13 protein-coding genes are annotated in these 13869 nt (G+C 70.4%); 6 read left to right on the top strand and 7 right to left on the bottom strand.

What is annotated here, in order from left to right; all coding sequences use genetic code 11:
* Nucleotides 1-47: 47 nt before the first annotated feature.
* Nucleotides 48-2354, top strand: coding sequence for an RCC1 domain-containing protein (locus BJ998_RS49185; RefSeq protein ID WP_184862836.1), 2307 nt, complete (start codon nucleotides 48-50; stop codon nucleotides 2352-2354).
* On the opposite strand, the gene BJ998_RS16995 is transcribed toward BJ998_RS49185, so the two are convergent.
* From BJ998_RS16995 to tdh, 3 genes are read right to left on the bottom strand one after another with little or no spacing between them, the layout of a single operon-like run.
* Nucleotides 2330-3226 carry a LysR family transcriptional regulator gene (locus tag BJ998_RS16995; RefSeq protein WP_184862835.1) on the bottom strand — a complete coding sequence of 299 codons (897 nt, stop codon included), beginning with the start codon at nucleotides 3224-3226 and terminating at the stop codon, nucleotides 2330-2332. The two genes, BJ998_RS49185 and BJ998_RS16995, sit on opposite strands and share 25 nt — an antisense overlap.
* Nucleotides 3223-4404, bottom strand: coding sequence for a glycine C-acetyltransferase (locus BJ998_RS16990; RefSeq protein WP_184862834.1), 1182 nt, complete (start codon nucleotides 4402-4404; stop codon nucleotides 3223-3225). The genes BJ998_RS16995 and BJ998_RS16990 overlap by 4 nt, the downstream gene beginning before the upstream one ends.
* On the bottom strand, nucleotides 4404-5435 hold the full coding sequence (gene tdh, locus BJ998_RS16985; protein ID WP_184862833.1) for an L-threonine 3-dehydrogenase: 1032 nt from the start codon (nucleotides 5433-5435) through the stop codon (nucleotides 4404-4406). Before tdh ends, BJ998_RS16990 begins: the two co-directional genes overlap by 1 nt.
* A 142-nt stretch (nucleotides 5436-5577) precedes the next feature.
* On the opposite strand from tdh, the gene BJ998_RS16980 reads away from it, so the two are divergent.
* Entirely contained in the window at nucleotides 5578-6621 is a 1044-nt protein-coding gene (locus BJ998_RS16980; protein ID WP_184862832.1) for a DUF4190 domain-containing protein, read from the top strand.
* On the opposite strand, the gene BJ998_RS16975 is transcribed toward BJ998_RS16980, so the two are convergent.
* Nucleotides 6622-7122 (bottom strand): DUF6069 family protein, encoded by a 501-nt coding sequence (locus BJ998_RS16975; protein WP_184862831.1) that lies wholly within the window; start codon nucleotides 7120-7122, stop codon nucleotides 6622-6624. It lies immediately after the preceding gene.
* Between the two features lie 238 nt (nucleotides 7123-7360).
* Between BJ998_RS16975 and BJ998_RS16970 the strand changes: the two genes are divergently transcribed.
* Complete coding sequence (locus BJ998_RS16970) at nucleotides 7361-8560, top strand: IS110 family RNA-guided transposase (protein WP_376775833.1); 1200 nt, start codon at nucleotides 7361-7363, stop codon at nucleotides 8558-8560.
* A gap of 203 nt (nucleotides 8561-8763) precedes the next feature.
* The gene (gene mgrA / locus BJ998_RS16965; protein ID WP_184862830.1) at nucleotides 8764-9792 is read left to right on the top strand and encodes an L-glyceraldehyde 3-phosphate reductase; all 1029 of its coding nucleotides are present in this window, start codon (nucleotides 8764-8766) and stop codon (nucleotides 9790-9792) included.
* Here the strand turns inward: mgrA and BJ998_RS16960 are convergent.
* Nucleotides 9775-11241, bottom strand: a complete 1467-nt coding sequence (locus tag BJ998_RS16960) for a sensor histidine kinase (RefSeq protein WP_184862829.1) — start codon at nucleotides 11239-11241, stop codon at nucleotides 9775-9777. The two genes, mgrA and BJ998_RS16960, sit on opposite strands and share 18 nt — an antisense overlap.
* Entirely contained in the window at nucleotides 11241-11945 is a 705-nt protein-coding gene (locus BJ998_RS16955; RefSeq protein ID WP_312890159.1) for a response regulator transcription factor, read from the bottom strand. Before BJ998_RS16955 ends, BJ998_RS16960 begins: the two co-directional genes overlap by 1 nt.
* A gap of 112 nt (nucleotides 11946-12057) precedes the next feature.
* Here BJ998_RS16955 and BJ998_RS16950 point away from each other — a divergent pair, with 112 nt between their 5' ends.
* Complete coding sequence (locus tag BJ998_RS16950) at nucleotides 12058-12792, top strand: FAD:protein FMN transferase (protein ID WP_184862825.1); 735 nt, start codon at nucleotides 12058-12060, stop codon at nucleotides 12790-12792.
* 41 nt (nucleotides 12793-12833) lie between these two features.
* Here the strand turns inward: BJ998_RS16950 and BJ998_RS16945 are convergent, their stop codons facing one another.
* Entirely contained in the window at nucleotides 12834-13427 is a 594-nt protein-coding gene (locus BJ998_RS16945) for a TetR/AcrR family transcriptional regulator C-terminal domain-containing protein (RefSeq protein ID WP_184862823.1), read from the bottom strand.
* Nucleotides 13428-13454: 27 nt separating this feature from the next.
* Between BJ998_RS16945 and BJ998_RS16940 the strand changes: the two genes are divergently transcribed.
* Nucleotides 13455-13766 carry an aromatic-ring hydroxylase C-terminal domain-containing protein gene (locus BJ998_RS16940; protein WP_184862822.1) on the top strand — a complete coding sequence of 104 codons (312 nt, stop codon included), beginning with the start codon at nucleotides 13455-13457 and terminating at the stop codon, nucleotides 13764-13766.
* Nucleotides 13767-13869 lie beyond the last annotated feature (103 nt).

Here is a 13869-nt window from a genome sequence, read left to right as displayed (position 1 = left end):
GGGCCGACGGTGGTCCCGCCACCACCCGCACGGCGAATGAGGTACGTGTGTCACTTCGCAGAATCACCATCCTGTTCACCACGGCCGCCGCCGTGGCACTGTCCGTGGTCGCGCCGGCACAGGCGGCGACGCCGTTGTCCACTCAGGACACCGGTGCGCTGCCCGACTCGGGCGCGGTCTTCACGCCGTTGCCGCCGACCCGGATCTTCGACAGCCGGAACAGCAGCAAGATCCCGAAGTACTCCAGCCGGCACGTCGACATCCCGGCGGGTCTCGTGCCGGACAGCGCCACCGCGGTGGTGTTCAACCTGACCGGCACCAACCCGGACGACGCGACCTTCCTGGCCACCGGACCGGGCGACCAAGGCGATCCGAGCACGTCCAGCCTCAACCTCGACAGCGGCGAGACCCGGGCCAACCTGGTGACCGTCGCGATGGGACACGGCGACCACAAGGGCATCTGGGTCGGCGCCGGCCCCTTCGCCGTCGACGCGATCGTCGACCTGGCCGGCTACTACGCACCGGGCACCGGTTCGAAGTACACGCCGCTGACCCCGCAGCGCATGGTGGACACCCGCAACTCCTCGCCGCTCGGCGCGGGCGGCACCGTCACCCTCGACCTGTCCTCGAAGGTGCCCGCGGGTGCGACGGCCGCGGTGTTCAACCTGACCGCCACCAACGTGACCGGCCCGACCTTCGTGACGGCCTATCCGGCCGACCAGAGCCGGCCGGACGCGTCCAACCTGAACCTGGTGGCCGGCAAGAACACGCCCAATCTCGTCACCGTGCAGCTGAGCCCGGACCGGAAGGTCAAGCTGACCAACTCCTACTGGTCGGTCGACCTGATCGCGGACCTGGCCGGCTACTACTCGCCGACGTCCACCCAGGCCTTCTACTCGCTGTACCCGGCGCGGGTGCTGGAAACCCGGGACATGTACGGCGGTCCCAACCACCCGATCCTGTCGGGGCAGACCCGCAAGCTCGACCTGAGTGGCTGGCTGCCGGCCGGAGCGACGGCCGCGGTGACCAACCTGACCGGCACCAACGTCAGCCAGTCCACTGTGGTCACGGCCTGGGCCGACAGCGCGCCGCAGCCCGGCGTCAGCAACCTGAACCTGGTGCCCTGGCAGACGTCGGCGAACCTGGCCATCGTGCCGGTCAGCGGCGATCGGGCGATCGACCTCAACAACCTGTCCGGGCAGCTGGACATGATCGTCGACCTGGCCGGCTACTTCGCGCCGTCGCTTCACGCGTGCACCGCGAACTGCGCGTTCGGCATCGAGCAGAACGACTCGGGCCAGTTCGGCAACGGGACGACCGACGCCAACTACAAGTCCGGGCCGGCGTTCACGTACGGGCTCAGCGACGTGAAGTCGATCGTCGGCGGCTCGGACGGGAAGGTCGTCTACGCCCTCAAGTCCGACGGCACCGTGTGGTCGTGGGGCGAGAACGGCGAGGGACAGCTGGGCATCGGCAAGTTCGGCCACGCCGAGGGGCCGACCGGCTACCCGTACGCCTATCCGCCGCCCGCGTTCTACTCGGCGTTGCCGGTGCGGATTCCGGGGCTGAGCAACATCGTCGCCATCGCCGACGAGATGGCGCTCAGCGCCGATGGCCACGTCTACACGTGGGGCGTGAACTCCACCTGGCAGCTCGGCACCGGGTCCACGGACGGCAACCTGATCGCCGGCTCGCCGGTGCAGGTGCCGAACCTGGACAACGTGAAGGCGATCGCCGTGTCCCGGTCGACCAGCAACAGCGCCGGCGTCGCGCGGTACGCGATGACTGGTGACGGCAAGGTGTGGAGCTGGGGTGACAACTCCCGAGGCGCACTGGGCATCGGGACCCACGCCGACCTGGGCAAGTGCTTCGGGACGGCTGGGCCCACCCCGGGGGCCGACCCGTCCTGCGCCTCCGCGGCGCCGGTGCAGGTCTTCGGCCTGTTCGGGTGTGACGAACTCGGCTCCCGGGTCGTGCTCTGCAAGAGCGACGGCAGCGTGTGGCGCTGGGGCGCGTTGGGCCTGAACGACGAGAAGGACGGGCCGGTCTCGCTGCCGGCCGCGACCGGCACGGTGGCTCACGTGCAGCGCGATGTCACCGACGTGGACGGCGCCCGGGGCATCCTGGCCGACGGCACGCCCTGGCAGTGGAACGACGGTCAGATGTACACCAACAGCATGGCCGGCGCGGAGATCCCCAAGATCGGCCCGATCAGGGAGATCGCCGCCGGCCACCCCGACCGGGTGCTGAGCACCAACAGCACGGTGTACGACATCGACTTCCCGGGTAGCGGGATCATCACCGGTGTCACCACCATCGGCGACGGCGGCTACGGGGTGGTCGCGACTCCCTGACCGCGCACCAGGGCGGCGAGGACCAGCCGGATCAGCGGGTGGTCCTCGCTTCCCTTGCGAACGGCGGCGAACACCCGGCGCAACGACTGGTTCCCCTTGACGGGGACGGCAACCGCGCCGGGTGTCCGCGTGAAGGCGTTGCGCGGCACCAAAGCCACGCCCGCGCCGGCGGCGACCAGCGCGACGACGGCGCTGAAGTCGTCGGACGTGTGGCGGATCCGTGCGTCGGAACAGGCGAGCAAAAGCACGTCGCGGCAAGGGTTTCCGGGCAGCGGAGCGATCCAGTCCTCGCCGCCGAGCGCACTAACGTCCACTTCGGACTCATCCGCCAGGCGGTGGTCCTCCGGCAGCACAACGTCGAAAGGCTCGGCGTACAGGGGAAAACGCTTCAGCCGGCGGTCGTCGGTTTGCGGCGCGGGCCGGTACTCCTCGGTGATGGCGACGTCGATCTCACCGTCCAGCAGCAGCGGAACGCTGGCGTGCCCCTCGGCGTCCTGCACGAGCAGCGTCACGTCCGGCGCGTTCGCCCGCAGCTCGGCCACGGCCGGGGCCACCACCTGCGTGATCGCCGAGGCGAAGCTGGCCAGCCGGACCGGGCCGCGCACGCCGGCGGCGAACGACGCCAGCGTGGCCTCGGCCCGTTCCAGCTCGGCCGCGACGGCGTTGGCGTGCACGACCAGCAACTCGCCGGCGGGCGTCAGCCACACCCGCCGGCCCTTGCGCCGCAGCAACTGCTGCCCGGTCTCCGCCTCCAGCGCCGCCAACTGCTGCGACACGGCGGACGCCGTCAGGTGCAGCGCCCGCCCCGCCGCGGTCACCGTGCCGTGGTCGGCCAGCGCCCGCAGCACCCGCAGCCGTCGAGGATCGATCATCCGTCCATCTTGGACCGCGCCGCGACGAACGCGTCGACGGCACGGTTGACGTCCTCGGTGGAATGCGCCGCGGACATCTGGGTGCGGATCCGGGCCTTGCCGTGCGGCACCACCGGGTAGGAGAAACCGATCACGTAGATGCCCTGCTCCAGCAGCAGATCCGCCATCCGGCCGGCCTTGGCCGCGTCACCGATCATCACCGGGATGATCGGGTGCTCGCCGGGCAGCAGGTCGAAGCCCTCCTCGGTCATCCGGCGGCGGAACAGCTCCGTGTTGGCGCGCAACCGGTCCAGCAGCTCGCCGGACGAGCTGAGCAGGTCCAGCGCCGCCAGCGCCGCGCCGGCGATGGACGGGGCCAGCGAGTTGGAGAACAGGTACGGCCGCGACCGCTGGCGCAGCATCTCCACGATCTCGGCGCGACCGGACACGTAGCCGCCGCTCGCGCCGCCCAGCGCCTTGCCCAGGGTGCCGGTCATGACGTCCACCTTGTCGGTGACGCCGAACAGTTCCGGGGTGCCGCGGCCGGTCGGGCCGGTGAAGCCGACCGCGTGCGAGTCGTCCACCATGACCAGGGCGTCGTAGCGCTCGGCGAGCTCGCAGATCTTGTCCAGCGGCGCCAGGTAGCCGTCCATGGAGAACACGCCGTCGGTGGCGATCAGCCGGTAGCGGGCGCCGGCGGACTCCCGCAGGATCCGCTCCAGGTCGGCCATGTCCCGGTTGCGGTAGCGCTGCCGCTTGGCCTTGCACAGGCGGATGCCGTCGATGATCGACGCGTGGTTCAGCTCGTCGGAGATGACCACGTCCTGCTCGCCCAGCAGCGTCTCGAACAGGCCGCCGTTGGCGTCGAAGCAGGAGCTGTACAGGATCGTGTCCTCGGTGCCGAGGAACTCCGACAGCCTGCCTTCGAGCTGCTTGTGCAGCTCCTGGGTGCCGCAGATGAAACGCACCGAGGCCATGCCGAAGCCCCAGCGGTCCAGCGCCTCGTGCGCGGCCTCGACCAGCACCGGGTGGTCGGCCAGGCCCAGGTAGTTGTTGGCACAGAAGTTGAGCACGTTCTCGCCGGTGACGCTGACCTGCGCCGCCTGCGGGCTGCCGAGCACCCGCTCCGCCTTGTACAGCCCGGCCTCGCGGATCTCGGCCAGTCCGGCCCGCAGGTCGTCCCGCATCGCGCCGTACATCACTTCTCCGTCCAGTCGAGGAGCACCTTGCCGCAGCGGCCCGCCCGTGTCGTGTCGAAGGCCGCGCGGTGCTCGGTGTAGTGGAACTTGTGCGTGATCACCGGGGCGACGTCCAGGCCGGCCTGCAGCAGCACCGACATCGAGTACCAGGTCTCGAACATCTCCCGGCCGTAGATGCCCTTCAGGTGCAGCATCTTCAGCACCACCGAGCCCCAGTCCACCGGGAACTCGCGGGCCGGCAGCCCCAGCATGGCGATCCGGCCGCCGTGCGACATGTTGGCGATCATCTCCTGCAGCGCGCTCGGCTGCCCGGACATCTCCATGCCCACGTCGAAGCCCTCGGACATGTTCAGCCGGTCGTAGGCGTCGGCCAGCGTCGCCTCCGAGACGTTGAGCGCCAGGTCCACGCCCACCTTGCGGGCCAGCTCCAACCGGTGCTCGCTGACGTCGGTGATCACGACGTGGCGGGCGCCCGCGTGCCGGGCGATGGCCGCGGCCATGATGCCGATCGGGCCGGCGCCGGTGATCAGCACGTCCTCGCCGATGACCGGGAAGGACAGCGCCGTGTGCACCGCGTTGCCCAGCGGGTCGAAGATCGCCGCGACGTCCAGGTCCACCTCGGTGCGGTGCACCCACGCGTTCTGCTCCGGCAGCACCGCGAACTGGGCGAACGCCCCGTTGCTGTGCACGCCCAGGCCGCGGGTGTTGGCGCACAGGTGGCGGCGGCCGGCCTTGCAGTTGCGGCACGTGCCGCAGACCAGGTGGCCCTCGCCACTGATCAGGTCGCCGACCTTGACGCCGGTGACGTCCCGGCCGGTCTCCACCACCTCGCCGACGAACTCGTGCCCGAGGACCAGCGGCGGCGTGACGTTGCGGGCCGCCCAGTCGTCCCAGGAATCGATGTGCAGGTCGGTGCCGCAGATGCCGGTGCGGAGCACCCGCACCGCCACGTCACCGGGCCCCACCTGCGGGTCCGGCACGTCGGTGAGCTCGAGACCCGGCGCCGCGTCGGCCTTGACCAGTGCCTTCATGGCCGAAGTCTGAACCCCTGCCGCTGTGCAGTCCATCGCGACTTTCTGAATTCGCTTGTTAGTGGTATTTCACAGCAGAGGCGGGCGGCGCGGGCGGTAACCTCTGCCTGTCCGTTAAGGGGAGAACGGCGGTAATTCGGACATGTCCACCGAGCACGAGCAGCAGCCCGCGTACCAGAACTATCCGGCCATGCCGCCGGCCCAGCCCGGCCCGCTGGTCGGCGTGAAGCCCGGCGTCAACGGCTTCGCCATCACGTCCTTCGTGCTCGGCATTGTCGGCTTCGTCGGCGCGGTGCTCGGCGTCATCTTCGGCATCGTCGCGCTGGCCGACATCCGGCGCACCCGGCAGCGCGGCAAGGGCCTCGCCGTCTCCGGCATCGTGCTGTCCGGCGTGTGGGCGCTGGCCTGGGTGGCATTCATCAGCTTCGCCTTCGTGTACGGGTTCCAGCAGGCCGCCTCCCAGCAGGCCGCGTCGTCCGGGGCGAACGTCAGCTACAACTTCCAGCCCGGGCAGTGCTTCGACCGGGACAACACCAGCAAGGCCGTGACCGTCCGGGACTGCGTCCAACCGCACGACGCCGAGGTGTTCGCCGTCGAGCCGCTGTCGGGAACGTCCTACCCCGGCGTGACCGCCGTCCAGGCCGTCGGCCGGTCCAAGTGCACCGCCGACTCCGACCGGTTCCTGACGCCCGGGCTGAACTACCCCGACATCGACGTGCACTACCTGTACCCGCAGCAGGCTTCCTGGGCCCGCGGCGACCGGTCGGTGAAGTGCTACTACGCCGACGTCAAAGGGGCCAAGATGACCGGCCACGCCAAGGATTCCGGCAGCCCCTACACCGAGGACCAGAAGCGGTACCTGGCCGCCGTCGCGCCGTACAACCAGATCGTCGACGAGGAGGCCGACACCGACACGTGGACCGCCGAGCGGGACGTTGTCGCGCGGTCGGTTCCCGTTGTGCAGAAGGAGATCGACGTGTTGAAGGCCGGGCCGTGGCCGGCCGACATCCAGCCGGTGTTCGACAAGCTCGTCGCCGAGAAGCAGCTCGAACTCGCCGCCCGGCAGCGGGCCGCCGCGGCCACCGACGAGGACAGCTTCGACGACGCCCTGGACGACGCCGACAGCCATGACGGCACCGACCAGGCCCGGGTCATCCGGGTGTCGCTGCACCTGCCCCCGCGTTGATCACTGCTCGCGCCACTCCACCGTCTCGTCGTACGGGCCGATGTGCCGCTGCTGGTGCTGCGGCGGCTCGATCCGGACCGTGCCCGGCGCGAAGCTCGTCAGGATGCTCGTCACCGCCAGCCCGATGGCCAGGTTGATCAGGCCCGTCGTCACCCGGCTGGCCAGGTCCACCGGCAGGCTCAGCGGCAGCACCACCGCGATCAGCGTCAGCAGGACCATGATCCAGGTGAAGAACGTCGTCGCCCTCGGCGTCGTCAGCAGCAGGAGATGCAGCAGCCCCGTCGCCGCCAGGGCGACCGCCGCCGACACCAGCGCGTACGTCACCGTGTTGGCGTTGCCCCACACCCCCTCGCCCTTCGGGGCCAGCACGTCCACGTGCACGATGCCCCGGGCGATCAGGATGCCCACCACCGCGATCAGCCCCGCCACCAGCGCCGTTGCCACCGCCCCCGCCCACAACCTGCCCGCGTCGACCCGGATCTGGGTGTCGTTGTCGGTCATCACGCGTCCTTATCTTCTGAGTCGGGTCGGTTCTGGTCAGTCGTAAGATCAGGAAGGCCCGGGGACCTCGGGTGTGGCTGTCATGACGGAGCCGTTGGTGTGGCTGGGAAGGATTGGCCGCCCGGGGTCCTGCGACGACTCGGCCGCTGATTGGGATGAGCGAAACAATCGCTGCATAAGGACGTGACGGCGAGGTCGTCTGCTGGGTGTCTGGCACGAACGACGACGGGAGGTGGCCGTGCCGCAACTGTGGGCCGGTGTGGACGCGGGCAAAGCCCACCACCACTGCGTGGTGATCAACGCCGAGGGCGACAAGATCCTGTCCCGGCGAGTGCCCAACAACGAGGCCGAACTGCTGGAGCTGATCGCCGATGTCCGAGCGCTGTCGCCCGACGTGCTGTGGGCGATCGATCTCAACGCCGGCGGCGGCGCGCTGCTGATCGCCCTGTTGGTCAACCACGACCAGGCCCTGCTCTACATCCCCGGCCGCACCGTCCACCACGCCTCGGCCGGCTACCGAGGATCGGGCAAAAGTGACGCCAAGGACGCGTTCATCATCGCCGACCAGGCCCGCATGCGCCGCGACCTGCACCCGATGACCGCCGGCGACGAGATCGCCGTGGACCTGCGGATCCTGACCGCCCGCCGCTACGACCTGACCGCCGACCGCACGAGGGCGATCAACCGGCTGCGCGCCCAGATCCTGGAGTACTTCCCCGCCCTGGAACGAGCCTTTGACTACAGCTCCTCCAAAGCCGCGCTGGTGCTGTTGACCGGCTTTCAGACTCCCGCCGCGCTGCGGGAGTGCGGCCAGGCCGAGCTGGCCACCTGGCTGCGGGCCCGCAAGGTCCGCAACGGCGCCGCAATCGCCGCGACCGCGATCGCCGCAGCCCGGGCCCAGCTCACCGCCGTTCCCGGACAGTCCACTGCCGCGGCCATGACGGCGCGGCTGGCCAAGGGGGTGATGGCCCTGGATGAGGAGATCGCGGAGACCGACGCCCTGATCGAGGGCCGGTTTCGCCAGCACCGGCACGCCGCCGTGATCCTGAGCATGCCCGGCATCGGGCCGTTGCTCGGGGCCGAGATCATCGCTCTGACCGGCGGGGATCCGGCCGCGTTCGGCAGCGTTGACCGGCTGGCCGGTGTCGCCGGCCTGGCGCCGGTCCCGCGTGACTCCGGCCGGGTTCAGGGCAACCTGCGCCGTCCGCGCCGCTACAACCGGCGGCTGCTGCGGGCGTTCTACCTGTCCGCGCAGTACGCCATCGTCCGGTGTCCGGAGTCGAAGGCCTTCTACGAACGCAAACGGCACGAGGGCAAGGTCCACAAGCAGGCCGTACTGGCCCTGGCGCGTCGACGCCTCAACGTCGTGTGGGCGCTCGTCCGCGACGAACGAACGTTCCAGCCCCACGTGCCACGACCAGGCAGCGCAGCAGCCTGACAGGCTCACCGCCTATCACCGCTACCGCTTGACAACGTCATTGGGAATCCTTCCCGCACGGCCCTCAGCTCGATTGTCCCGCCCCGGGCCGGTCCGCGCCTCCTGTGTCGGGCCGGGGCGCCGCGCTGTGCTCAGCCCGTGACCTCGAACGGACCTAGACTCGCGTCCGTTCGGGTGGGCTGGCAGAGCGGGGAGGCGAGACCGTGCCGTACGAGGCGGCGGGAGCGCGTTACGAGGACATGACCTACCGGCGGTGCGGGCGCAGCGGGCTGCGGCTGCCGGGGATCTCGCTGGGGTTGTGGCACAACTTCGGCGACGACCGGCCGTACGAGACGGGCCGGGAGATCGTGCGCCGGGCGTTCGACCTGGGCATCACACACTTCGACCTGGCCAACAACTACGGACCGCCGTACGGCAGCGCGGAGCGGAACTTCGGGCGGATGCTCGCCGACGACCTGGCGCCGTACCGGGACGAGCTGGTGATCTCGACGAAGGCGGGCTACGACATGTGGCCGGGCCCGTACGGGGAATGGGGCAGCCGGAAGTACCTGACGGCGTCGCTGGACCAGTCGCTCAAGCGCATGGGCCTGGACTACGTGGACATCTTCTACTCGCACCGCTTCGACCCGGACACGCCGCTGGAAGAGACGATGGGCGCGCTGGTGAGCGCCTACCAGCAGGGCAAGGCGCTGTACGTGGGCATCTCCTCCTACTCGGCGACGAAGACCCGCGAGGCGGCGGAGATCCTGCGCACGGCGGGGGTGCCGCTGCTGATCCACCAGCCGTCCTACTCGATGTTGAACCGGTGGATCGAGTCGGAGCTGCTGGACGCGTTGGACGAGGTGGGCGCGGGCTGCATCGCCTTCTCGCCGCTGGGCCAGGGCATGCTGACGGACAAGTACCTGAACGGGGTGCCGGAGGGCTCCCGGGCGTCGCAGGACAAGTCGCTGTCGACGGGCCTGTTGTCGGACGAGAACCTGGCCCGGGTGCGGGCGTTGAACGAGATCGCCCGGCAGCGCGGCCAGTCGCTGGCGCAGCTGGCGCTGACCTGGGCGCTGCGCGACCCGAGGGTGACGTCGGCGCTGATCGGGGCGAGCTCGGTGCAGCAGTTGGAGGACAACGTGGCGGCGCTGTCGGCCCCGCCGCTGACGGACGACGAGCTGGCGGCGATCGACAAGCACGCGGTGGAGTCGGGCATCGACCTCTGGGCGCAGTCACACCTGGCCGGCTGACAGCGGCAACCGCACCGTGAACACGGTGGCGCCGGGCCGGCTCTGCAGGGTGACGGCGCCACCGTGCGCGGTGACGAGCGAGTGCACGACGGACAGCCCGAGTCCGGTGCCGCCGCTGCGCCGCGTGCGGGAGTCGTCGACCCGGTAGAACCGGTCGAACACCCGGGCCTGGTTCTCCGGGCTGATGCCGGGCCCGCCGTCGGCGACCTCGGCGACAGCCCATCCCGGCTCGGACCGCAGCCGCAGCCACACGGGCGTGCCGGCATCGGTGTGCACGGCGGCGTTGGTGAGCAGGTTGTCCAGCACCTGCCGCAGCCGCATGGGGTCGCCGACCAGGGGCAGCGCCGACGGCTCGACCTCCAGCGTGAACGGGTGGTCGGGGTGCCCGGCCTGGAAGCCGTCGGCGGCGGCCACGGCGATCTCGACGAGGTCGACGGGCTCGGGGCGCAGCGGCGCCTCGGCGGCGTCCAGCCGGGCCAACAGCAGCAGGTCGTCGAGCAGCAGGCTCATCCGGCCGGCTTCCTCCCGCATCCGTGCCAGGTGCCGCTCCCGCTCCGCCGGCTCGTTGGCCGCGGCGTACGCGAAGAGGTCGGCGTAGCCGCGGATCGAGGTCAGCGGGGTGCGGAGCTCGTGCGAGGCGTCGGCGACGAACTGCCGCAGGCGCTGCTCGGCGGCGGACCGCGCGGCCAGCGAGTGGTCGATGTGATCGATCATCACGTTGAACGCGGACCGCAGTTCCTCGACCTCGATGCCACCGCCCTCGCCCTTGGCCCGCACGGACAAATCGACGGAGTTGGCGGTCAGGTCGGTGGAGGCGACGGTGTGCGCGGTGGAGGACATGTCGGCCAGCGGCCGCAGCCCGCGCCGCAGCACCTGCTGCCCGACGCCGACCAGCACCACCAGCGCGATGCCGAAGGTCACCAGGTTGACCATGATCATCCGGCGGATGGTGGCCTCGGTGTCGCTCTCGGACAGCCCGACGACGGCGACCTTCTTCAGCACGGGGCTGTTCGTGACCGTCGCCGCCATGAACCGGTACCGGATTCCGCCGGCCACGATGTCCTGCTCGGGATGCACGGGACCGCTGACCAGCGCCCGCGCGGCCAGCGCGACCACCAGTTGACCGTCCACCGGCGGATGGACGGTGCTGTCGGTCAGTTTGACGTTGTTGCCGGGACTGAACTCGACCATCACGCCGATCGGCGGGTCGTGGTCGGACGCGCTGCCGTGCCCGAACTTGCCCGGCTGCAGGTTGATGTAGTTGGTCGACTTGAACTGGCCCAACGTCGTGGACAGCTGCTCGCCCAGCCGGTTGTCCAGGTACTGGTGCAGCAGCGATGTCGTGACGACGCCGACCAGCCCGAACACCACCAGCGCCAGTGCGCCCAGGGCCAGTGCGAGTTGGGTGCCGAGACGCAGCCGCCGCCAGGCGGCGGTCAGTCTGGTCATCAGGTGGCCCGGCGGACCACGTAGCCGACGCCGCGGATCGTGTGGATCAGCGGCTCGTTGCCGGTGTCGAGCTTGCGGCGCAGGTGTGAGATGACCAGTTCGACCACATTGGACCGACCGCCGAAGTCGTAGTCCCACACGTGGTCGAGGATCTGGGCCTTGGTCAGCACGGCGGGCGAGCGCCGCATCAGGTAGCGCAGCAGCTCGAACTCCGTGGGCGTGAGCGACACGTTCTGGTCGCCCCGCCGCACCTCACGGGTGTCCTCGTCCAGCTCGAGGTCCTCCACCGCGAGCACGGAGCGCTTCCAGCCGGGGCCGGTGGTGCGGCGCAGCACGGCCCGCAGCCGGGCCATCAGCTCCTCCACCGCGAACGGCTTGACCAGGTAGTCGTCGCCGCCGCGGGTCAGGCCGGCGACCCGGTCGGCGGTGGCGTCCTTGGCGGTCAGGAACACCACCGGCACCATCGCGCCGCTGGACCGCAGCCGGTCCAGCACGGTGAAGCCGTCCAGGTCGGGCAGCATCAGGTCGAGCACGACGATGTCCGGGTTGAACGCGGCCGCCTCGGTCAGCGCCGCCGAGCCGTTGTTGGCGACGCGGGCCTGCCAGCCCTCGTACTTCGCCACCGTGGCCACCAGGTCGGCGATGTGGGGCTCGTCGTCGACCACCAGCAGTCGGACCGGGGCTTCGGCCTTGTCAGCTCGCACGTGACCATGGTGCGTCAGCGCGGCGACATGTGACGACTCGACGCCCCGGTCGACAGCTCGCCGACAGAACTCCCACAGGTGAGGCACAGGCTCGCGGCCCATTCTGGGGTTCATGCGGCACGTCGAGCAGGTGATGGGGATGCCGGTCTCGGTGGACGTCCGGGATCCGGTCGACATCGCGCCGCTGTATGCCGGCCTGCGGCGGGTGGACGCCCGGTTCAGCCCGTTCCGGCCGGACAGCGAGGTCAGCCGCTACGGCCGCGGCGAGGTTGCCGACGTGTCGGCGGAGCTGGCCGAGGTGCTCGGCATCTGCCGGCACTACGAGCGGATCAGCGACGGCGCGTTCACGGCGACGCCGCCCGGGCGGTCCTTCGACCCGTGCGGCGTGGTGAAGGGCTGGGCCGTGCAGCGCGCCGCCGACCAGCTGCGGAACAGCGGAGCGACACGGTTTTGCGTGAACGCCGGCGGCGACGTCGTGGCGGCCGGCGAGCCTGAGCCGGGTCGTCCCTGGCTGGTCGGCATCAGACACCCGCAGCAGGCCGACCGCATGTGCGCTGTGCTGGGCGTTCGCGACCTTGCCGTGGCGACCTCGGCGACGTACGAGCGGGGCGAGCACATCCTCGACGGCCGCACCGGCCTGCCGGCCCGCGGCCTGCTCAGCGTGACGGTCGTGGCGGCCGACCTCACCACGGCGGACTGCGTCGCCACCACCGCGTTCGCCATGGGACGGGACGGCATCGCCTGGGCCGACGCCCAACCCGGCTGCCTGGTCTTCGTCGTCGACGCCGACCTCGTCGTCCACCGCTCGGCCGCCCTCGACGCCTACCTCGTCGCCGACGTGTCGTGAACCCCCGCGAGTCACGCTCAGCGGCACACCGAATGTAGGTTTCAGGCAGACAGCCGGGCCAGCCGCAGGCCGCTGAGCAGGAGCTCCAGGCCGTACTCGAAGGTCTCGACGGTGCAGTACCGCGACGGGTCCCCAGCCGCGGTGAGCAGCGGAAACAACGCTGGATCGGGGGCGTCCGACGGGGGTCGAGGGGACTGCTCCTCGGCGACGAAGCCGGCGACGTAGGTGAGCACGGAAACGAGAGCCCGCATCGCGTCCGGTGTGGTGAAGCCGGCGGAGGTGAGCGTGCGCAGGGCGAGCTCGACCAGGCGGCTCATCGCCGGGTCGGTGACCCGGGCCTCGGCCACCACGCGGGCGCCGTCGCGGTGCGACAGCAGGGTCCGGCGGTAGGCGTGGGCGATGTCGGCGAGCTGGTCCATCCACGCGCCGGCGGTGACCAGGTCGCCGAGCCCGTCGCGGACCATCGCGGCGGCCATCTGGTCGACGAGGTCCTGGCGGTTGCGGACGTGCCAGTAGAGGGCGGGTGCCTGAACGTGCAGCCGTTCGGCCACGCCGCGCAGCGTCAGATCGTCCAGTCCGACCGCGTCGAGCAGCTCCAGTGCGGTGCGGACGACGGCGTCCCGGCTGAGTTTCACGACTGACAGCTTAACGTCGTTCTACTGATGCTTAACGACGTTAAGGGATTCGGACGGCCTGTTGGACAGCTGTCACTCAAGACCGCGACCGGCGACACCACGCTCTGCGTGCTTTCCCGTAACGGACGCGGCATCCTGCTCGATCTGGCCGGCGGGAAGCTTGTGGCAGCCGCTGGGCCGTGGGCCGACCGGGTGGACGTCGCCATCGCCCGAACCGATCAAGTACGGGAACCGGGTTTGCTGCCGCGGCCCGATGGGCACGCGGTGTGGGTCGGAGAGGAGGCCGCCGGTGCCGTCGGTGCGCTGCGGACCTGCTTCGGCGGCCCTGATCACGGGTGATGCTCCGATAGGGTGGGGTGGCTGTGACCGGTCACACGCGCTCTGTTACGGTTGCCGCGCAAACCGGGGAGCGGCCGGGTTTGCCAATTCCGTTGGCGCAAGG

The organism is Kutzneria kofuensis, from assembly GCF_014203355.1.
Taxonomy (GTDB): domain Bacteria; phylum Actinomycetota; class Actinomycetes; order Mycobacteriales; family Pseudonocardiaceae; genus Kutzneria; species Kutzneria kofuensis.
This window is presented reverse-complemented; position numbering and strand designations above follow the sequence as displayed.